General features: G+C 44.6%; 17 protein-coding genes. 2 read left to right on the top strand and 15 right to left on the bottom strand.

Annotated elements, in window-relative coordinates:
- Window positions 1-154: 154 nt before the first annotated feature.
- From FGA82_RS10790 to FGA82_RS10850, 13 genes are all read right to left on the bottom strand, one after another.
- The gene (locus FGA82_RS10790) at window positions 155-1441 is read right to left on the bottom strand and encodes an NAD(P)/FAD-dependent oxidoreductase (protein WP_141127072.1); all 1287 of its coding nucleotides are present in this window, start codon (window positions 1439-1441) and stop codon (window positions 155-157) included.
- Between the two features lie 2 nt (window positions 1442-1443).
- The gene (locus FGA82_RS10795) at window positions 1444-2379 is read right to left on the bottom strand and encodes an NAD-dependent epimerase/dehydratase family protein (RefSeq protein WP_141127073.1); all 936 of its coding nucleotides are present in this window, start codon (window positions 2377-2379) and stop codon (window positions 1444-1446) included.
- 79 nt (window positions 2380-2458) lie between these two features.
- On the bottom strand, window positions 2459-3199 hold the full coding sequence (locus FGA82_RS10800; protein ID WP_141127074.1) for an SDR family oxidoreductase: 741 nt from the start codon (window positions 3197-3199) through the stop codon (window positions 2459-2461).
- Complete coding sequence (locus FGA82_RS10805) at window positions 3196-4509, bottom strand: FAD-binding oxidoreductase (RefSeq protein ID WP_141127075.1); 1314 nt, start codon at window positions 4507-4509, stop codon at window positions 3196-3198. Before FGA82_RS10805 ends, FGA82_RS10800 begins: the two co-directional genes overlap by 4 nt.
- Window positions 4506-5936, bottom strand: a complete 1431-nt coding sequence (locus FGA82_RS10810; RefSeq protein WP_141127076.1) for a UbiA family prenyltransferase — start codon at window positions 5934-5936, stop codon at window positions 4506-4508. Before FGA82_RS10810 ends, FGA82_RS10805 begins: the two co-directional genes overlap by 4 nt.
- Before the next feature lie 239 nt (window positions 5937-6175).
- Complete coding sequence (locus tag FGA82_RS10815; protein ID WP_141127077.1) at window positions 6176-7843, bottom strand: hypothetical protein; 1668 nt, start codon at window positions 7841-7843, stop codon at window positions 6176-6178.
- 15 nt (window positions 7844-7858) lie between these two features.
- Window positions 7859-8806 carry a CgeB family protein gene (locus FGA82_RS10820; RefSeq protein WP_141127078.1) on the bottom strand — a complete coding sequence of 316 codons (948 nt, stop codon included), beginning with the start codon at window positions 8804-8806 and terminating at the stop codon, window positions 7859-7861.
- A gap of 1 nt (window position 8807) precedes the next feature.
- On the bottom strand, window positions 8808-11201 hold the full coding sequence (locus FGA82_RS10825) for a glycosyltransferase family protein (protein WP_141127079.1): 2394 nt from the start codon (window positions 11199-11201) through the stop codon (window positions 8808-8810).
- A 113-nt stretch (window positions 11202-11314) separates the two neighbouring features.
- Window positions 11315-12262: a class I SAM-dependent methyltransferase gene (locus FGA82_RS10830; protein WP_212760534.1), complete on the bottom strand. Its 948-nt coding sequence runs from the start codon at window positions 12260-12262 to the stop codon at window positions 11315-11317.
- A gap of 36 nt (window positions 12263-12298) precedes the next feature.
- Complete coding sequence (locus FGA82_RS10835) at window positions 12299-13615, bottom strand: ABC transporter ATP-binding protein (protein WP_141127080.1); 1317 nt, start codon at window positions 13613-13615, stop codon at window positions 12299-12301.
- Window positions 13605-14423, bottom strand: a complete 819-nt coding sequence (locus FGA82_RS10840; protein WP_141127081.1) for an ABC transporter permease — start codon at window positions 14421-14423, stop codon at window positions 13605-13607. The genes FGA82_RS10835 and FGA82_RS10840 overlap by 11 nt, the downstream gene beginning before the upstream one ends.
- Before the next feature lies 1 nt (window position 14424).
- Window positions 14425-14742: a hypothetical protein gene (locus FGA82_RS10845; protein ID WP_141127082.1), complete on the bottom strand. Its 318-nt coding sequence runs from the start codon at window positions 14740-14742 to the stop codon at window positions 14425-14427.
- A 553-nt stretch (window positions 14743-15295) separates the two neighbouring features.
- Window positions 15296-16276, bottom strand: coding sequence for a glycosyltransferase family 2 protein (locus tag FGA82_RS10850; protein ID WP_249384235.1), 981 nt, complete (start codon window positions 16274-16276; stop codon window positions 15296-15298).
- 451 nt (window positions 16277-16727) lie between these two features.
- Here FGA82_RS10850 and FGA82_RS10855 point away from each other — a divergent pair, with 451 nt between their 5' ends.
- Together FGA82_RS10855 and FGA82_RS10860 are read left to right on the top strand one after the other, a co-directional pair.
- A complete protein-coding gene (locus FGA82_RS10855; RefSeq protein ID WP_141127083.1) occupies window positions 16728-18722 on the top strand; it encodes a polysaccharide biosynthesis protein in 1995 nt (664 codons plus the stop codon).
- 250 nt (window positions 18723-18972) lie between these two features.
- Window positions 18973-20850: a hypothetical protein gene (locus FGA82_RS10860; RefSeq protein ID WP_141127084.1), complete on the top strand. Its 1878-nt coding sequence runs from the start codon at window positions 18973-18975 to the stop codon at window positions 20848-20850.
- A 36-nt stretch (window positions 20851-20886) separates the two neighbouring features.
- On the opposite strand, the gene FGA82_RS32850 is transcribed toward FGA82_RS10860, so the two are convergent.
- Both FGA82_RS32850 and FGA82_RS10870 read right to left on the bottom strand, forming a co-directional pair.
- Window positions 20887-21270 carry a GtrA family protein gene (locus tag FGA82_RS32850; RefSeq protein ID WP_141127085.1) on the bottom strand — a complete coding sequence of 128 codons (384 nt, stop codon included), beginning with the start codon at window positions 21268-21270 and terminating at the stop codon, window positions 20887-20889.
- The gene (locus FGA82_RS10870) at window positions 21271-22278 is read right to left on the bottom strand and encodes a class I SAM-dependent methyltransferase (protein ID WP_141127086.1); all 1008 of its coding nucleotides are present in this window, start codon (window positions 22276-22278) and stop codon (window positions 21271-21273) included.
- Window positions 22279-22317: the final 39 nt, after the last annotated feature.

Below are 22317 nucleotides of genomic sequence, written 5' to 3' on the forward strand. Positions count from 1 at the left end.
TGGGTTTTGGCTGATATAGGTAGATATACAGTTGTTAGCTACTATAAAGCGATGGATTTAATAAACATTCATTAGCATTTAGTGTCTGCTGAAATAAAAGGGCGGTTTTTACACCGCCGGAAGAAATAAGTTAAAAGAATAATCTTTGGCAACGCTAAAGCACCGCTTCCTTAGCCATTTTCCTCCCGAAATCAATGCTTTCAGATATGCCACGATCTTCCGGGTAATAATAAGACGTATCAGCGACCCAAAGTCCGTTAATAGGGAGTTTGGCGGGAGGCAGGTTGTCTAAGTAACCTGGTTCGCAGATCGGCTGGGCGTAACGATAGCGGCTAGCCCGTATGTCGATGAAGTCGGTATCAGTAAGCGAAGGATTGATTTTTTTGAGATAGGCTTTGACCTTGTCAATAAAGTTTTGATCGGGCTCAGAGAACTTCGGATGCTCTCCGGGAATATAAAACGGAACGTAGACGACATGGTGGTTGAGAGGGCGTAAGTTTGTATATTCCACTAGGCCAGGAATATCCATATCCGGATCATTCGTGTTAAGCCAAAAATTTTCGGTTACGGCTTTCCGAAGTTTCACGATAACGCAAACGACCGCGATATTTTTGACGGCGCTAAATTTTTGAAGTAACTCGACAGGCAAATCGGGTATGACTTTGGATACATATGGTAACGGGATTGTGCTGATGATTTTAGTAAAGGATTCTAAGCTGCCATCAATCTCAATTCCAAGAATCTTGCCATTTTCGATTACCACTTTGGACACGGCAGATTTCAAGCGGACTTGGCCACCGTTACTTATGATATCAGTCCGCATTGCCTGCAGAAGTGTTTCGGACCCGCCTTCAAGGTATCCCAGTTTTTCCCGGAAGAGACTGTAACGAGATCGTCCAATTCGTCTGATACGACTCCAGATCCAAGCGGCGGATAGGTTATCTGTATAATCGTAAAATTTATAATCGAAAAGTTTGCGCCAAAGGACATCGTAGGCCTCTTTCCCTACCCAACGTCTGATCCAACTTGTGGCCTCCACATGATCGAGTGGCTTCCAATCGTTACGCTTTGTTGATAAAAAAGCATGAAGCCCGTAGCGGAATTTAGCGAGCATGCTTAATCCGCGAAAGCGTAGAAGGGCAATTGGGTTACCCCAAGGCTGTAACTCATTTTTAAACCAGTACCCCATTTTTGTTTCTACCCAACGCATTTCATTTGACAGCCCCAATTCGTCGAGAACTTTGAGGAAGGCGTGATCAGAAATGCAATGAAAATGGTAGTAGCGTTCAATACTTAACCCTGAGAAATCGAACGCTGCGGTCATTCCGCCTATTCGATCATCGGCTTCAAAAACTATCGGTTGGTAACCATCTCGGGCTAGCTGATATGCAACAGCTAAGCCCATTGGTCCCGCACCTAAAACTGCAATACGTTTGTCCATTTTCAAAACTCCAGAACAATCTTGCCATAAGCAGGGTCATTGAAGGTTTCGTCGACTGCATCGCTAAACTTCGTATAAGACACTCCGAAAATACCGGGCCAGTCAATGATTTCGAACTCATCTTTCGCGCTCAACGCAGATAATTGTTGAGTTGTGAATGGCGGGTTTTTATCAAATAACGACCAGACCCAAATAAGTGAATAGAACAGGCTATAAGGTATCTTTAAAATAGCGGTATTAGATGCCGTTGCACGCTTGATTTCTCGAATTATATCAATGTAATCTATTTTTTCATGTCCCGAAATATTGTATATGCCATCCCGGGTGCGATGTTCAATACAGCTAATTATCACATTGCAGAAATCGCCGGCGTATAAAGGTTGGCGCATGTATTGCCCGTCGCCCGGTATTGGAAAAACTGGCACTTTTTTCATAAAGCGAGAAAGCCATCCAAGATGCTTTCTGTCAAACCAACCAAACATCAGGGTCGGCCGGAGAATAGGGCAGGCGATACCACTATCGATGACCATTTTTTCTTGGGTTTTTTTGGTCTTTGTGTAAAAGTCATCGGCGGCGGACTCTACGACCGATGAGCTTATATGTACTAAATAAGTGTTTTTATTATTTTTAATTGTGTCAAGGATGATGCGAGTCGAATCAATATTGTTTAACACGAAGTCTTGGTAATCAGTTCCACCAATTTGTGCTTGGAGCATCACAACGACATCAGCCTGGATAAAGTGTTGCTGCCAAGGTCCTGGCTTTGCGAGGTCCGCAAACTCAGCGACAATATCTGGATGGACCTGTTTTAGAATTTTTAAGTTGTTTTCATGTTTGTCAAGTACGACGATGTTGCTATAACCTTTCGCTTTTAGCCGAGCTACCAAATTTTGGCCTACTAGACCTGCGCCACCTGGGAGAATGATTTTATCTTTCATAAAGAGTAGCTCGAGAAATAATTGGTATGAAGTAAGCGCGGAACTGCTCGTCTACACGAGCATCAGTCTCTTAAAATGGTTATAGCGACAGTCTCTTAAAAATAAACGATGGAATAGACCTGATAATTAACATTATAATAGTCCAGAATGCTGGAGTATAAAGAGTATCGACTTTTCTTTCGATTCCCTTGACTATAGTGAGTGAGACTTGCTCAGGACTCGCTACGAGGCGCGCAGGTAGAGGTAATTCTTTGGTCATAGGAGTATCGACAAAGCCGGGCTTTATTGTCATAACATGTACACCTATTTTAAACAGTCGAGCTCTTAACCCTTCACAAAAAATGGAGACTGCTCCTTTTGCTGCGCCATACAAATAATTGGACTGGCGACCTCTATCTCCAGCTACAGAAGAAATAACTGCAAGCGTACCGCAACGTTGGACTTCAAATTGGTTGGCGAGTCTTGTAAGTATTGCTATTACTGAGATACCATTAATCGTGAACTCTTCTAATGCTTTGTTTACGTCGTGCTCACAGACTTTTTGATCGGGAAGAGTGCCATGAGCAATGAAGCCAATATCTATTTGCTTTAGTGCTGACAAGCAGCTGTCTATCATTTTTTGATGTGCATCGAACTCTGAAAAGTTCATGACGTAAGTCGTGACTTCGCCAGCACCGCGTGCCTTCATATCAGCAGCAGTTTGCTCCAACTTTAATTGATTACGGCCTACCAGGAACATTTCTGCACCTTGAACAGCCCAAAGCCGCGCGCAAGCTGTGGCGATAGTCGATGTCGCACCTATGATAAGGATCTTTTTCATTCTGTAACTCTCTTCCAGAATCGGGAAACTAATGAACGATCGCGCATAGACTCCAAACGCTCCCATTCAGGGTATGCATGACGAAAGTCAGTGCCGCTCATATGCGCATCTTTCGCTGGGTACAATCGCCCTCCAGATCGCCTAACAATTTCATCAAGATGACTAAAGAGGTTTATTAAATTAGATCTATGAGGGAAGTCCAGCGCAAGAGATGTACCGGGGAGCGGAAAGGAGATTAGACCAGGAGACTTTATATCACCACAACGTTTAAGTACCGCAAGAAACGATCCCTGGCCGCTCTTGGAGATAGCCTCCAAGAGTTCTTTAATGGCCATCTCAGCAGATGCATCCGGAATGACACATTGATACTGTTGAAAGCCTCGCGGCCCATAAACGCGGTTCCAGTTCTTGATCCGATCAAGAGGATAGAAAAAAGGTTCGTAACTGCTACGTTTTTGAACTGATTTAGTTGGGTGCGCGCGCCAATACAACTCATTAAATGCGCGTAAAGAATAATTATTGATTAAAGACAGTGGTGGTGTGAACGGAACAGTTAATGTCGCACTGCCGCTTAGTGCTAACGCTCCATAACGTGCATGGTCACCAACTATATAAACTCCGCGTCCGATTTTGTTGCCAGATGCCAAGCAGTCAATCCAAGCGACACTATATTCATGTTTGTAATCAAGTTCGGAGGAGAGTGCAAAGAATTCAGTCAGGTTGCCGAAACGAATGATATGGCTGTCAATCTCACTAGAGTTTATAGGTACTAGTTGGATCTCGGCAAAAGTAATGATCCCTGTCAGTCCCAAGCCTCCGATAGTTGCAGTGTACATTTGTGGATTAATGGTGGGGGAACAAGTTAAATGGCCCTCGTCGCTCCTAATTAATCCAAAGCTAAGTAAGTGGTTTCCGAACGTGCCTTTCGAATGGTGATTTTTTCCATGAACATCATTAGCTATAGCGCCCCCAATTGTGGCAAATTGAGTTCCGGGGGTGACAGAAAGGAACCAACCATTAGGTATGGTTGCGGCTAAAACCTCTGAAAGAGTGATGCCTGCCTCAACAATAATAACTCCCGTCTCCCAGTCAACATGAACAAATCGATCCATGCTTCGCATAGTTATTACGTGGTCAGATGCGGCCATACAACTATCGCCATAACTTCGTCCATTTCCGTAAGGAAGAGTAGTTCCATATTCGGATGACATTGAGTCGAGCAAAACTTTCAGCTCTTCTTGCCAATGATTCGGGTGCGAATGTTGCGGATTGTTGGGGTAGCGTCCCCAAGAGTACAGTGTTGGAATCATGCGGCTATCCAGAATACGAGGCAAAATAGTATTCCTACGGCGAAACTTACTTTATCTCGGATTGCAAAAACAACAGGATCATCATGCATTTCCCCTCGATGTGTAAGCATCCAGACACGTGTTATCCAGAATAGTAAGAGCGGACAGGCAAGCCATATTACTTGAGGGTGCGAATATAGCTCTCCAGTCGCTTGGTCATGAATATATAAAGCTAATACCATTACCGACAGGTAACCAGAAGAAGCTCCAAGCGACGATATCATCTCGAGATCGTTCGGGTAGTAACCTCGTCCTCGAGTCTTTTCTAACTGCCCCTTCTTTCTTGCTTCCTGCAACTCAGAATAGCGCTTTACCAGCGCTAGGATCAAAAACATGAACATTGAAAAAGCTAACATCCAGAAAGTTAATGCTAAGCTAAATGCAGCCGCTCCCGCAACGATGCGTATTGTATATAACAACGCCAATACGATTACATCGATGCCCATTTGTCGTTTTAGCAGCAGTGAGTAAATTAATGTTAGAATATAATATGCAGCCAAAACAGCCACAAACTCGTAGGGTAATGTAAACATCGCTCCAGCGAATGAAACCACTAGCAGAACGGGGAATATGAAGATCCCGGTTCTTATGGATAGTCTACCTGCGGCAAATGGGCGATTACGTTTGCTTTTGTGATGACGATCATCAGCAAGATCCAGGAGATCATTTAGTATATAAACACTAGATGCGCATAGACCGAATAGGAAGAATGCGATTATTCCTTGCCATAACAATAATGGACTAAATAATTTATGGGCGGCAATTAATGGAACAAAAACCAACATATTCTTCAACCACTGATGTAGACGAAGAGCTTTTACCCAGTCTTTTGGCAGAGAAGGATTTGTTTGAAAAAGCTGTTTAACATTCCCCGTGGCTCGCGCTTTACGTTCAACACCACGTTCAGGATTAACCACATAAGCATCTCTAGCCGCAGCCCACACGAGGATATCATCGTGTGAGTTACCGGCGTAATCGAATCCTTTCTCTCCGTAGTGTTGCACCAATAAATCACGTTTACGATGAGAGGATAAATTGCAGACCCCATCACTAGCTAAAATCTGATCAAACAAATCGAGGTGCTGGGCGATACGCTCTGCCAAAGAACGATGGCTTGCCGTCGCTAAAACAATCATGCGGCCATTACGTTTTTCCGCCTGAATGAATTCGAGCACTGCGGCGTCGTAGGGTAATACGCTGACATCAATGTCTGTAGCCTCAGCCAACTTCTGTTTCAGAGTTGCTTTGCCATTTACCAGCCATGTCAATGGTTTAAACAATCCAAGTGGGTTATGACGGATGTAGGACAGCCCGGTTTCTAGCAGTAAATCAGAACGCAGAAGCGTTCCGTCTAGATCAATAACGAGTGGAATGTTGAATGTTGTCACAAAAACTTCCCTGATGGCTTGCCTGGCGGAAGCTGAACCGGCGGAATTGAAAGACTGTTAGTTATTATGTAACGGTTGCTAGCTCTTTCAGCTACGCAGCCATGCTAGAAAATACCATATCTCCCTTGCCTTTAGAAGAAATCCGCCAAATCTCAGGCTTAGCTCCGATGATTTCAGAACGCTGCAGAGTGAATTTTACTCACTCTGAGCGGGAAATCGTCTATATTTTGTTGCTGCGATTAAATGTCGATTACTGAACGGCGATAAAAATAAACTACTGTCATTAAGAAATTTATTATTACCTGTATCCAGAAAATACCCAAAGCCATTCTTGAAACACTAGCCCAGTGCACGCCTAATACAATAATCAATGCTGCAAAGGGTTGCCAGCCATGCAATAGCGGGTACCCAGGATTGCTAAAAACACAAGCTAGAAGGGTACTAGCGACTCCGAATAATAGTGTCGCTTGTTTAAGTTCCGTATGCGCTTGGATGGCCGTGAGTTCAGCCGTAGGCGCATATTTCATCAGTGAATAAAAAATAGCCATACTGGCCGAGCACGAGAGAACTAAAGTTCCTAGTGCCCCTGCCAAGTTTAAGGAGCTCTGAATATATATCGAAGTCAAGTGTGTGTCGAAAGTCAGCAAATGAACCGGTAACATTGTGTTCATCAAATTGGCAACTCGCGGCCAAACAAACTGAAATGGGCTGAGATTTGCAAAGCTAAAATTCTGAGATATAAGGTCTGAGCTTCCGCCCAAGTATAATTTTGTCCAGAGAAACCAAGGGGCCACTACGACAGCAAACGCTAGGCAAAGTAAAGTGGAGTTTACAACTCTCGTATATATACTGTTACGCTTTTCTATAGTGAGAAGTGCTGCAGTTGTTACAATGAGATAACCTATCGCGTAAGGGTGAGAGAGATAAGCCAACGCTAACAACCCACCAGTTATCAGGGGGTTTCGGTGTTTTTGATAGAAAAAAAATGACGTGATTATGAAAAAACCTGCCAAGGATTTTGGCCAGGTAAATAATGTCTGAAATATGAAATATGGACTTGTTGCGAATAACAGAAATATCAATGCACTGTTATACCATTTGATATTTTCAATTTTTGTAGCGACCAAACCAACACCCAGCAATAGGCAGGCATTCAGAAATACAGCGACTCCTAAGAATATCGAAAAAGTCGCTTGATCTCGTAAGAGTATCCGGAAATCGGGCCATTGCGTATCGACGTATCCGAATGTGGGAAGATCACCTTGCGGTTTCACCGATCGTAGAGTCATCCGTATCGGCAGAGCAATAAGGCTGACAAGTATCGGTCTGTTAGCAACGTGCTGACCAGGTAATATAGGGCTGTTGTTTATGAATGATATGCTCCTGGCCATATATTCCTGCACAACATACGGAATTACATTGTCTGCTGGCAGGCCACCTGTGATGGATTGAATTCTGACTGAGGTCACATGCTCTTTATCAACATAGGCACCATCCGGTAAGTTGTCTTTTAACGGAAACTTTATGCTCGACAAGAAGAGTATTGAGATAGCAAAAATAAAAAAGCCACCAATAATGAACATATCCAGGGATGATGGGTTTTTATAGCAATGACATCTAAAGAGTTTAATCGTTTTAATTGTTCCCAGAGCTAGTAGCGGCACTGTAAATAATAGAGCGATAGCATGTCGCAGATGTAAAGGGGTAATGGCGATAAGGCAGCCGACGATTGCCAAATAAAGCACGGAGGCAACTACGGATAAGCAGACTCTCTCAATCAAACCCTGATTTGATTGTTCGGTTGTCGTTTTTCTAGAAGGAATCCATGGAAGGAACCCCAAAAAAACTATTAGCGATATAATTAAAAAGGCGCTCAGTGAATACTTTAATTCATAGAACTCAATCATCTATTAGCCAACCATTTAGATTATTTTTAGAATACTTAGTATTGATTTTGCCCGTGCGGCATAGGTGTGGTCTTTAAGCGCGCGAGACTGAGACTGCTCTGCGATGTTTCTACGACGTGACGGCGAAGAGCGTAACTCGTCGACTATTGATGCTAGTTCTGTAGGAGAATCGAATACTAATATTTCTTCATCTATAGTGAAGTAATCGGAAATCTCCAGTCCTTCTAGATAATAGCATTGAACGGCGCCTGCCATAGCTGCTTCAAAAGTGCGCGGTCCAGGCGTCGTCGCATCTAATTGATATTTGTCATTAGCCAGATTGTGTCGGCGCCCTATATTTAACGTAACTAGAGAGGAATTATAGTGTCTCGACATATCATCATTCGAAATCCGCATATTTTTACTGAAGTTCAACGTCTCGGGCCATTCCGCGCCAAGAACTTCTACATTGAACTTACTTAAAGCATTTTGGCTATCCAAAAGCAATTGTGTACGATTTTGAAATCCGACGCCGCAGAAGAAAATGTCTCTATCGATGCTTTCTGAGACATCGATGAAATGAGCCTTTTTATCCGCAGCCAATGGAAGGTGAAATACTCTGGGGTGGTTGATGTGCTCTACGGCCCAACGATCATTGGAAAATATATAATCGGCGTATTTAAGGATTTTGAAATTCAGATCAAATTCGTACGGATCATCGTGAAGCCAGAACGCGAGCGTAGCCCCGGAGCGAGTGCAGTAGTCCCTAAGGCCAGTATAGTTGCAACTGTCTGGCATACAGGACCCAAAAACAACAATAAGGTCGGGTAGAAAGCTCTTCGCTGTCTCGTTGGAAATATCTAATGAGCAGGAGGTAACGCTCTCGTCATTCAGTATTTCGGAGAAACCGCGTGCGACGTAATTCCGCAGCACTGCATTATTGTTCACACGGTCGGGAGACGCACCACAAATTAATACTTTCACTTTACAAACGCCTAGAAATATAACGAATACTTATGCGCACTGCGGATTTTAAGCCGTGGCGCTTCCAGTGATCTACGAAGTGTGCGGTCAGTCCCGTAACTAAATGGCGAATTCTACCTATGTAATTTTTACTCCCAGATATCCCTCTAGAAGCTGCTGAGAACGCCCAGACCTCCGCGATAGGCCTCTGCAATTGGCTCAGGCTAAATGGTTCAAGGTCTTTTTGGGTTTCGATACAGTAATTTTTATCGGACATAAGATTACGATATATCGCGTTAAGTCCTGCGATATGAGTATCTGTACGTGCGATAGGCGCATTGACTGCGTTATTCCTATAGTTATCTAATAGAGAAGGGTTATCTTTTAGTTGGAGAAGAGCAGTGAATAATGCACCCTCGGAGTCAGCGGGAATCTTTATTCCATTCACACCATGAGTAACACGCTCGCCAAGTGCGCCAATATCGCTAACAATGGGTACCAAACCACAGTCCCAAGCTTCAGATAATGTCAGACAATAGGTTTCTGGCCAGATAGAGGTGTGTAAAGACACATGGCATGAATAAATTTCTTCCGGAATCTGACCAGGATCAAATCCACCATGAACAAAGACCTGAGGAAGTGCCTTGTGGTCATTTAGCCAAAAGTAGCCGCCATCAACTCGTCCGAAGATATGAAACTCAATAGCGTGCTTCTCAAGCAGGGGAATCACTCGACTGATAACGTCTCCACCTTTGTGACTCGCGAAATTTCCTAGGATGACTACCTTTAAAGGGAGTGCTGAATTTTCAGATCTTTCCCTTGCGGACGCTTGCAAAAGGGTTGGTACTGGCAGTACGTTGATATTGGAGTGTGTCGCCACGGACGGATAGATTCTCTCCGTCAATTCCTGGCTACCTTTGGTGTTGAAAATTAGCGAATCGGAAGATGCTAAAATTTGATCCCACACCGCTCTACGTGTAGATTGACCACCGGGTAAGATCTGGTGAGAATTCCACAGGCAAACATCGCATTGAGATTGTGAAATTTCGTCGGGTCTGCAGTAATTTCCTTTAAACGATAGCAATGTAAACTTGTGACATATTGCATAGTAATCGTGAAAGGTCATCACCGATGGTACACCCAAGGTTTTGCACACTTCGACAAGACTTGGAACGTGACCAATCAGATGGTGAAAGTGGACGGTAGATATATTGTAGCGGTTTAAAATCGATACGAACGCCTTTTCCCTTTCCTGGCAAGTAACCTGCCAAGGAGAGAGTACTGCTGAAAAAGAAAATGTTTCAATGTGCTCTCCTGTTTCATTGAGGAGAAGGGCATCCGATACTTTTTTCATGCAAGGAGAGTAGAAATAAATTTCGTATGTGTCGCGTAAAACTTGGCTGATATTATGTAAATAAACTTCAACGCCACCAAAGTTTCCGTTTGCTACAACGTTGTGAACAACGAATAGCAGGCGTGGTTTTTTTTGTCCTACGAAGATCGGCTGAGCTATTTCAACCAGGGATGCTGATGGGAGTTTCTGAAGTTCCGATAGAACGTAAGAGGCTCTATTCTCATAGCAATGCTGTGCCAGTGCTTTATTTTGTGCTCGAACAGCGATGTCATAGCGTAGTTCGGGGTCAGAACGTAATTTTTTTACAGATTCGATCAGGTCCTGAGCACCTTCGAAATATATAAACTCTTTTCCTGGTTCGAAATATTCCGCAGCTTCTTCTATTTTTGTTTGAACTAGTTGCACTGTGCCCGCCAACGCCGCTTCGAAAAGGCGCGGTGGTGGGGTCTCTGCAAATTCATTTTGACCCGACGAAGAAAATACCCGTGGGAGGACCAATGTTGCCACACTGGAGTTCGCAAATCTTGCGAAATCAATCGGAGATGTTCTCCAGTTCAGTTGGCTCGCTGGCAGCGATAGGTTTACTTTAGGTAAATGCGGATTGGTAGGTAGAGCAATTTTCGCTTTAATTCCTTCGTCTGCCCAATTTGACCCTAGCATTTCGCGGATCAATTCCACTCTATTTGGCCAAGCGGTACCTGCAAAAAAAACGTCATAACGCAGAGACATCGTTGCACTTTGCACAGGAATGAAATGGAATGGTTTCGCTCCAGCTAGTGCAAGATGCCTACCTTTATCGCCATACGCAGATACCGAAGCGGAATCATTGGTGAAAATAAGGTCAAACATATCTGAGTTAGCTACGTTCACACTTAGTTCATACGGGTCTTCAGTGACCCAGAGAACGGAGTGATTACAGATGGCGGCCAAGCGTAAACAAATTGCCCGATTTAGTTCCTCTCCGTCGAATGCGAAAAATAAGTTACATTTATTTGCAATCGCCAAGGGCACCGCTTCATTGAGTTCTGCCTTAATAACTACTTCTACATCGGGACTATTCATAAGTGCCCGATGGAGGGCTATGCAAATATAATGATTGGGGTTGCTACTTTTTGTATCAACCAAAATTATTCTATGCTTTGTCACTACGCAATTTCCTTGGCGTGCTGTCTGTGTCAGCGCTTAATCAAAGCAATCAACTTTCGAAGAGGTGCCGTTAATTTCCATGACGTAGAGTTTTTCAACGATGCCACACGGAGTTCTTCTAGATTTTTAATGCGGACGATTTCATTTGCAAGTGTGGTCTGATGATCATTAGTTAGGTTAACGATCTCTTCATTTAACCGCGCTATCTCGGCAGCAGCTTCATTGTTCGAGCTTTCCAGATGATAAATTCTTTGCGCAGCCTGCCCTAATTGATAGCGCAACGAAGGCACTTCGCCCAACCGAGAATATAGGCTCTTTAGAAACTTTCCGTCTTCACTGGAACGATTGCATAGTTCTTTCAGTTGGGCATTTTGCTCTGTACCAACCAGAAGGACGCCTAGCCCGTGGTAGTGATCGAAGCGGAAGTGCGGGTAGCTCTTGGTAATTTCTTCCCAAAAACGCCAAACGCCGAATCCAGAATCACGAACGTTGATATCGTGGAAAATAACGACGGCTCTGTCGGAAAGCTTGCTTTTCCATGTCTCGAAGTCATGGCTTACGGCTTCATAGGTATGGAAGCCGTCGATGTGCAGTAAATCAATAGAACCGTCAGCAAACTCTAAGGCTGCATCATCAAAGCGCTGACGAATAAGTCTTGAAAATGCGCTGAAATGTTCTTCATTATGGGAGGCAATTTCGTTGAAAATGTTGTCGTTATAGAATCCTGCGTGTGCATCGCCTTCCCAGGTATCTACCGCGTAGCACCGTGTATCAATATTACCTTCAACGGCAGACTGGCAGAAGGCAAAATAAGACATTCCCAAATGTGTACCGAGTTCAACAAATACACGTGGTTTTTGTGTTTGCATTAGCCAGCCGGCGAACGGAACGTGTCCCGTCCACGCACTCAACACGTTGCGTCTTGGTGCGATAAGCATTGAGTTGTTAATTAAAGCTGCATTGTCAAGACTATTCATTTGGGAATACCACTGTTCATTCAGTTAAGCACGTAATTACAGGCTTGATTTATAGAGTTCTACTACTTGCATTGGAAGACCAACCAGCCCTCCAACGTCAGATACACCTTGAGCCTTGATTACAAGGGCATCATGAATCCACTGCAACTGAGTATGTTCTTGCTGAGTCCCATCGGCGATAGCAATCGATACGGTATAGTCAGAGTCAGGCAGTGCAGGAAAAACAAACTGGAAAGATGCGTGTAAACGGCCGCCCATAGAGCAGCTTATTCCTTGAACTCTATCGGCCGCAAACGTATTCGATCCAAACAGTGTTTGCCCGAGGCGATCTCTTACAAAGAACCCAACGATTGGAGACTTGATCTCTTGCAGTGCTTCAACGTCGATCTGAAACACCACCGTAGTATGGTGCTTTGCTTTTTGAATTATATTCCCTTCAGTATCTCGGAACGTCGCTGAAACGACCTTGGCTCCTCCAGCCCCAAATCCAGTTTCAGTTGTTCGAAATGGCAAAAACCAAAGCGTTTCACCATCAACCGCGTCACCGATATCTTCTGCATCAGTCTCTATCTGTTTCAGAATTTGCTCATTGGACGGAACATCTGTATTGCCTTGATTTGATTCTATTATTTCTGCCAGGTAGGCATCACAGATGTTTTTAGCCGGGCCAGTAGCAACGTGCGTGCCATTCCTTAGCCAGATAGCTTTGGTGCAGAGAGCTTTTACTGCAGCAGTGTCGTGGCTTACAAATAGGACTGTTCCGTTGGCCATGAAATTACGCAAAAACCGCATACATTTTTGAGTGAAAAATGCGTCTCCTACTGCCAGAGCTTCATCGATGATGAGGATCTCAGCGTCGACGTGCGCGATTACGGCAAACGCTAGTCGAACAAACATCCCACTCGAATAGGATTTGACTGGCTGATTTATAAAGTCGCCAATATCTGCAAAGGCCGTGATATCTTCGAAGCGTTCTGTAATTTGAGCAGGTGTCAACCCATAGAGTGACGCCGCTAAATACACATTCTCCCGGCCACTAAACTCCGGGTTGAAGCCCGCACCGAGCTCAAGTAATGCTGCGATTTTTGCATTTGTCTGCACGGTGCCGGCAGAGGTATTTAACGTGCCGCAAATAATTTGCAGTAAAGTCGACTTGCCACTCCCGTTTCGCCCGACAATTCCAACAGTCTCACCTCTTTTGACTTCAAATGAAATATTTCGTAGGGCCCAAAAATCCTGTGAGTATTTCTTGCGTCCGAAAGCAAACATTTGAAGAAGCCGATCTCTCGGCTTCTCATATATTTGATAGCACTTGTCAACACCTTCGAGCTTTATCACTATGTCAGAGCACATCTGCAAAACCTTTCCTAGTTTTCTGAAACCACATAAATCCTAGGCAGGCGAAAACTGCTGAGATCAATAGGTTGACGAGAAAGAGTCCAATATTCGGTACCGTTTCGGAGATTAGTATTTCTCTAACCTGTTCTATAACGGATGTAAGCGGATTCAAGTGCATGAATAGTTGAAACTTCTCTGGCAATGCGCTTACGGGGTAAAAAATGGGAGAGAGAAACATCAGCATTGTAATAAAGACGCCGATAATTTGCCCAACATCTCTAAGATATACACCTAGGGAAGCGAGGAACCATGAGATACCTAGAGATAATAGTATCAGTGGCAAAAGAACGACAGGAAACAGCAGGAGCGTAAAGTGAGGTTCGCCCAAGAATAGAAGATAGAAGATTAGCCAGACCAAAAAGCTGACAAAGGTATGAAAAAGAGCTGCGCCAATACTTACAAAAGGCAATATTTCTAAAGGGAAGATGACTTTTTTAACGTAGTTCCCGTTTGCGATTATAAGATTCGGGGCTCTACCGATGCACTCCGAAAAGAAATTGAACACCAGGAGCCCTGCAAACAGAATCAACGCGAACTCAGCTTTGGATCCTGTTCCACCTCCCCATTTTGTTTTGAATACGACGCTGAATATAAATGTGTACACAATGAGCATTAGTACCGGTGTCAAAAATGACCACAGCAGACCTAGTGCCGAACCACGGTAACGACCAATTACTTCGCGTTTGATCAGTGCGAGCCCCAGACTCCGATTCCGCCAAAGGCTAGAGATCATTTCGACTGGGGAGATACTAAATTCTTTCATTTCAAATACAGTTCCATGGTAATAAATCAGCGTTTAAGAATTGGGCAGGTCGAGTTGGATGAATGTCGAACAAGACATCAAATGTTTGCCCTGCTGAATCACGCTTAGATCTTCCATGAAATTTCTGATTCCGATGGTGCAAAATAGCCAGTAAAAATGCTGCTGAGCCAAACTGATCAGCTTGGGCAATGAAGGGGGTATCATTCATGGGCGCAATGGATTTCCCAGGGATAGGGTTCAAGTGAAAGCTGTCGCTAGCTTCCCCCAAGACTTTTCTCTCGGATGAGGTGAAATCAAGCCCAAGGGCGGTCGCTCTCATCTATGACACTTCTCCATAATATCTCTTAAGTTCCTCTACTAGGTTTTCGACGCTTGCGAAAGGTCGAATATCACCGCGAGTAAGGAGTGAGCGGTTCGTCAGACCTTCCTTGGCCGCATATCCGTCGCACCTCCTAATGTCGGCGGTCTAGCGGCAGTTTGGAATACTCCTTTTCTCGTTGACTTTAATTCAGATTTATGGTGCTTTTCTCAGTTGGCTCTTGGAGGTTGGGGCACACTGCGTACATTTTGGCGCTAAAAGCCTTAGCTTACAAGCCGTCGCAATCGAGCTCTTGATCATAAATTGGCTATTGTGAGGCTGGTTTGAGAGCGGGCTGAGCTTCGCTCTTCATTCCAGGCGGCGCGTAGGGGCTTGGTGGGAGTCTCTATCATCTCTCTGCAGGTGATTAGCATGGCGCTTTCTCTTGGACGCAGGTGAGAAGGTTTGTTGATATACCGCTATAGGCTGTCATATCGATATCATGCTTTTCCGGTTGGATGCCTGTACAGTGATAGTGTGTTTGATAACTTGAAGTTGATGTTTTTTGAATAGGCTATATTTTTTTAAGCAGGATAGAGCCATACATGGCGATATTGCCCTTAACAGTTTGCCGGTAAATACCTAGTTTTATAAGTTGCAGTAGTCTTTTGGGTAGTTTTTCTTGTCTTGCAGTTTTAAATTGTTCGAGTATTAGTTGATTTTCTTTTTTGAGATGCCGCTGCATGCTTTCAAGTGCTGCAATATTTTGGCTGTTCCAGTCGGAGTGCAGTCCGTGAAACACCATTGCTAAGTGTTTAAATTTGGTTTGCCAGTCTTGTTTGTTGCCGATTATATTGTGCTCATGCTGTCGATAAAAAATTTTTGCTTCGCTGTCGAAGTAGATTATACCTCCGGCGCCTGATATAAGCTGGTATGCCCACCAGTCATGGGACGCCACCATTACGTCTTCATGAGTTGCCTCGAGAAGGTTCAGCGCGGCCTGATTAAATACCATGGTATTGCCGCCACTGATGCTTTGCACTAATGCATTTAAAAAGTGGGGCGGGCGTTTGAAGTTGGTCGATTGACCTATAAGGCTTCCAGATTCACTAACCAGTTGCGTGCGGCCGCAATACAAAGCAGGGAGATCTGTAGCAGTATTGCCTATGTGTTGAAGAGCAACCTGTAGTTTGTCTTCTTTCCATACGTCATCTTGATCGGACCAAGCGTAAAAATCGGCCGTCACCACAGCTTTTGCTTTTCGGGTCAGTGAGAGAAAATTAGCGACATAGCCACGCTGAGGGCCATCGGTTATGTGGATGCGATCGGTGCCCCACCGTTCAGTGTAGTCCTCTAGTAGTCGTCGCGTGCCATCTTGTGAGCCATCATCAGAAACTACCAGTGTCCAATTACTATGCGATTGCGTAAAAAAAGAGTCGAGTTGCTGCCGGAGAAAGCGCTCGCCATTATAGGTGCACATCAATATTGCAACGCGGGGCACTTCTAAGTGTTCACTTTGAACTTGGTTGTTTTTGAGGTGTTTAACAATCGGCAATCAATAACCTTCCGTGTCTGTCGTCGTATTCTATTGGTTTTTGTAATTTATCTAAAATATCACAAACCGTTCTGCTATCCATTCGAAAATTCTGATCTGTTTGAAGAAAATTCAAGGACGTGTTCGCCCGGAATTTTAGGGGGGGCGGGGTGTCTCTGGTGGCGTCGTGCTACTGAATGCTTGACTTGCTGAAGAGTTTTCTTTTGGGAGGGGGCTGGACTACGGAGGGCGTGGCCTCCTTTCTTATTTGAACGCTACAATTGAGAATGGGTTTCATTTTTGTTTTCTGGCGGGCCAGCGTTCAACTGCGGGCTCGGGATTTCACTCCAAGAGCAATCTTGTAGCTTTTCTGAGGTCGATATCTTTGTAGCTCCAAATTTTTCAGGTGCGTACAATGGCCTCGCATGTAAGAGCGCACAGGTGGAGGCGTAATACGGTGTCGGATGATGTCATGGATAAAATCAGATCTTCTCTGCTAGGTCTTCCGCGTCGAAGGAAGCGGCTTTTGCAGGTGGCTACCGATGTTGTGCTCGTGTGGATTGCTCTTTGGTTAGCGTTTATTGTGCGACTGGGCATTGATGATATGTATAACCCAATTAAGGTCCATTTCTGGCTTTTCGCTTTTGCACCGGTTGTCGCCATACCGCTTTTCATTCGTTTCGGCATGTATCGTGCAGTGATGCGCTACTTTGGCAATGATGCGCTTATTGCGATTATCAAAGCTGTCAGTCTCTCATCCTTAATTCTGGCTGTCGTGGTGTATTGGTATAGCAATCATGAAGCTGTGGTTCCGCGATCAATCATTTTCAATTATTGGTGGCTCAGCATGGTCATCATCGGCGGGCTACGCCTCTGCATGCGTCAGTACTTTATGGGTGATTGGTTTACGGCAGCTCAGCATGTACCTTTTGCCAATCGTGAGGACGGGCTGACAAAAGTTGCAATTTACGGTGCTGGGGTTGCAGGTAATCAACTGGTTGCCGCGCTTCGCATGGGGCGTGTAATGCGTCCGGTGGCATTCATTGATGATGATCCAAGTATTTCAGACCGTTCGATTTCAGGACTTCAGGTTTACAAGCCCAAGCACATTCAGCAAATGATTGACGTGACCGGAGCTCAAGAAATCCTTCTCGCCTTACCATCATCAACTCGCGCGAGGAGAAGGGAGATACTCAACCTCCTGGAAGGGTTCCCGCTTCACGTGCGAAGTGTCCCGAACTTCACAGATCTGGCTAGCGGCAGAGTCAAAGTTGAAGATATCCAAGAGGTTGATATAGCTGATTTATTGGGGCGCGACTCAGTACCTGCGCACCCCGACTTACTGGAACACTGCATCAAGGGAAAAGTGGTTATGGTTACCGGGGCGGGCGGTTCAATTGGCTCGGAGCTTTGCCGTCAAATTTTTTCTCTCGGACCAACTACTCTTTTGTTGTTTGAGCATAGTGAGTTCAATTTATACAGCATTCTCTCGGAATTGGAGCAGCGTTGCTGCCGCGAGTCGATTTCTGTTCAGTTATTGCCGATTTTAGGCTCCATTCGTCATCAGGATAAGCTTATTGATGTGATGAAGACTTGGCGAGTTGACACGGTCTACCACGCCGCTGCGTATAAGCATGTACCCATGGTAGAACACAATATCGCAGAGGGAGTTCTTAATAATGTCATTGGTACGTTAAATACCGCGCAAGCTGCCCTGCAGACGGGAGTATCAAACTTCGTACTTATTTCCACTGACAAAGCTGTGCGTCCCACCAATATCATGGGCAGTACCAAGCGACTTGCCGAGCTTACCTTGCAAGCCCTCAGTAGAGAGTTAGCGCCGATACTATTCGGTGAAAAGGGAAATGTGTCTCACGTCAACAGGACACGCTTCACCATGGTTCGCTTTGGCAACGTTCTGGGGTCTTCAGGTTCGGTAATTCCGCTATTTCATAGCCAGATCAAGCAAGGTGGACCGCTGACGGTCACGCATCCGAAAATCACCCGCTATTTCATGACCATTCCTGAAGCAGCTCAGCTTGTGATTCAGGCCGGATCGATGGGATTGGGCGGAGACGTTTTTGTTCTTGATATGGGAGAACCGGTTAGAATTGTTGAGTTGGCGGAGAAGATGATTCATCTGTCGGGCTTGAGTATCCGCTCGGACAGAAACTTGCAGGGCGACATATCTATCCAATTTACCGGGTTGCGTCCAGGCGAAAAGCTATATGAAGAGTTGTTGATTGGTGACAATGTAGCGTCGACCCAGCACCCAATGATTATGAGTGCCAACGAGGATCACTTATCTTGGGATGTTCTCAAAGCTCGATTAGCAGAGCTTCTCAGTGCCGTTGAGCAGGATGATTATTCGAGAGTACGTCAGTTGCTGCGTGACACGGTGAGCGGGTATACCCCTGACGGGGAAATCGTTGACTGGATTCACCAGCAGCGTCGCCTTGAGCCTTGATTGTTAATAGCGTTTGGCCGCTGTGGTTCTTGCGGCCTTGGTTGCATCGTCTCATTTGTAGAAAGCACTGTATTCGATTTTTTATCAAATACATTATAAGTTTGAGCATAGAAGCTCCGCATCCGTAATGACTCATTTTACATTAAGCATGAGTGATACTTGGTGCATGGTTAAATACCTTCCAGAGGGAGGTACGTTTGTGAATCTGCGATGAGCGACGCTGATACGCTCCAATTCAAGAGAGTTTTATATGCGATTTTGGCAATTACGATCAGAGGGGTATTTTTTGTTAGTGGGCTTTCTTGTCTCGCTGGCGGTAACCCTTATGTATATAGTCCCTTGGTTGCCCGAGTTTCCTGGGGATGATCTAGAGCACTCGTGGCAGTTGGGGATGAACTATGCTTCAGCGCATGGAATGTCATTTGGTCAGGATATATTGTTTACCTTTGGCCCCTTTAGTGCTGTTTATACGAAGAACTACTATCCAGGCCTTTTTGGATGGACTGTCGCGATTTCGTCATTTATAGGACTATTTTTATCTCTCTCATTTCTCAGAGTTACTTCAAAAAATATATCGGGTAGTATTTTTCTATTGGTCTGGGGAGGGTTGATTTCAGTTATTGCTAGCCTGTACTTGAGGGATGCGCTTTTTCTCATTGTACCGTTCATGACGTTCCTTGTAATACGCATCGACTTCATTGAGGGGCGCTTGAGTGTACTAGCGGTGATGGGGTTGGTAGCTCTTGCATGTATTACTCTAGTAAAAGGCACTTTTGCTATATCTTCTATCGTGTTGCTAGGTTTGCTTTTTTTATTGCAGGCTCCTTGGAGAATAAGAGTCGCGCCCGTTATTATATATGTTTCAACGGTGATTGCTCTTTGGTTGGCCGCAGGGCAGACACTGCCGGGACTTGTCTCGCATGCTTTGGGAATTCTCCCTATTGTCTCTGGTTATACGGACGCAATGTCTACGACGGGGTCGATCTGGACGGTTTTGATCTACATTGTGGGATGTCTGTTGGCGCTACTGATCTCTCTGGGGTTTAAGAGTATTCCTACAAGTTTAGCGCTGGCAGCAACACTGTTTTTTTCCTTCAAAGGAGCTTATGTCAGACAGGATATCCACGAAATAATTGCAGCAGGCATGCTAGCACTAACATCTTGTATCCTGTTGGCGCTGTGGCTCAGGTGGTCAACTGTGGTATTGGCTGCAGTTTCAGTTTTGTTGAGTGTCGTAACTTACAATAATCAAATTGGTCTTCCCGTATCTGTGTTTTTTGGCGAGTTTAGGAGTCAAGCCCTGCGTAGCGTTAATAGCATTAGCAGTATGCTTTCAAATCCCGAGTCATTACGCGAAATATTTCTAAGTCGTATGAATGGGATGGCTAGTCAAAATGTGTTACCGCGGTTTGAGGGCACGGTAGATATATACTCATTTCGACAGGCATCACTTTTGGCGCACAATGTTAACTGGACTCCGCGCCCCATTATCCAAAGCTATGCCGCTTATAATGGTATTCTTGCGCGAATTAACGCCGAATATTTAAGCAGGAATACTCGCCCTGCAAACTTGTTATTTAATATTGAACCTATTGACGGGAGATATTCAGCCATGGATGATGGCTTGAGTTGGCCTGAAATTTGGGCTAATTACGAGTTAAAAGATAGATTCTCTTCGGGGCTTCATTTTGTAAGTGCTGCACACAGTAAGGCAGTGGTTTTCGAAGATTCAAAAATCATACATGCAGATTTGGGAGAGGAAATTGATGTTTCTGCCGAGAGTAGCGGTTTGCTCTGGGCTAATATCGATGTTAAGAAAAACCTTCTTGGAAAATTCGTAAGCCTAATTTTTCGCGCGCCGCGATTGTACATTGAACTGAAAACAATAGATGGAAAAACAGAAAGCTTTAGATACTTAGCTCAGGTAGGTACCGCAGGTTTCTTGCTATCACCAAAAATCTCATCGACCGATGAATTTCAAACCATCTCAACTCGGATTGAATCTGGTGAATCCATAGTTCAATCCGTAACAAGCATTCGTATTTATCAGGAAGAGTCCTGGATCAAAGCGTTCGACGAGAATATTGAAGTTAAATTGGCGCCAATGAAAATCGTTCTTGTACGATAGGGTTAATTCCAATTGAGCCGTCCTTGGACGGCTTTTTTATCGGAACGTCAGATACTTGTGGCCGAAGTAACTGGTGATGATCGGTGCTGTTATTCCGATTAGATGAGCGATACTCTCTGCTCCTTTATCGAGTCCGATTAAAGGGAAGAAAACTTTAGCGAGGTACACACTGACAGTCCATGTTAAGGCTAAAGCGAAGATATTAACTATCAAGAAATAGCCTGCCTGATTAAGCGTAGGTTTAGTACTGTTCTGAAAAACCACCATTTTCATCAGGCAGAATCCTGAAGTCAAACCAATGAAAAATGCCAGTGCGACAGATGCTTCATAACTGAACCATATGGAGAACAGAAATCTCGAAGACCAATTCAGTAATGCAGACACCCCGCCGACAAACAAAAACCTACTTATTTCGTTCATCTACTGTTTTTGTCCGATCACAAAGAATTGTTTTCCGAAAAACTTCCAAAAAAATGGCATTTTCAGATATGCAGCTACAAAAGCTAGGGGAGGATTACCACCTCCTGACATGGTATAGGGTAGGAATTTATCCGTCCTCCTCTTGATAGAGAATTGCTGAAGTGTTAGTGCTTCAGCCATGGATGCTCCGGTAATTGGAGTATAGTGGTCCCAATAATCCCAGTATAAACCTGGCAGGTACTGGATGTTAGGACCGACACAAATAATTAGGCCTCCTTTTTTTAGCGCTCTATGCGCTTCTTTCAGGGTCTTGTCTATTAGATCCTTATCAGGCAAGTGTTCCAAGAAGTTGCTGGTAAAAACTACGTCCAATGACTCACTTTCGAGAGGCCAGGTCGTCGAGCAGTCTTGTTGTAAAAACTCAGACATTCCAGCAATTCGTTTACCACACTCTGGATTTAAGTCCATTGAGTATTTCTTTTGGGCTTTTATGTTTCTTGTGAACTCTCCCCATCCAGCACCTAAGTCGAGGATGGTATGTTCGGGCATTATATATTTAGAAAAAATCTCGGAGCAGAGTAAGCTCCAAACTGCGTCACGATAAGTCTCTTTACCTTCAAATCGAGCTTGATATTCATTTCGTAGAACTTCAGACCTATTATCCATAAATACTCTCTCTTTTTTAGTCTCTGAGCTCGTTAGCGAGTAGCTGGGCGACTCTGTGGCTGAGCTCGTAGACGGTAAATTCCGGCGGGCACGAAAATACCATGCGGGACCAAATACTTCATAGCTGTCACCGGGTTGGAGCTCAAGATTTTTCCATGACTGGACTGATAAGTGCTTCTCCGTCTGACCAGTTGCAACCGCATGAATCGATGATTTAGATAGGAGTTCAGCGGGGTAGCGGTTTCGTTCTGACCCGACGGCGAAATCGTCGACTGGATCTACCAGCAACGCTGTCTCGAACCCTGATTGTTTCACATCCTGTAACGCTCGTATTTTTGACATCGCTCCATCATGACCTACGTTTGGAGAGCAGCTTCGGAA

The sequence above is a fragment of the Pseudomonas fluorescens genome, assembly GCF_005938625.1.
GTDB lineage: Bacteria > Pseudomonadota > Gammaproteobacteria > Pseudomonadales > Pseudomonadaceae > Aquipseudomonas > Aquipseudomonas fluorescens_BD.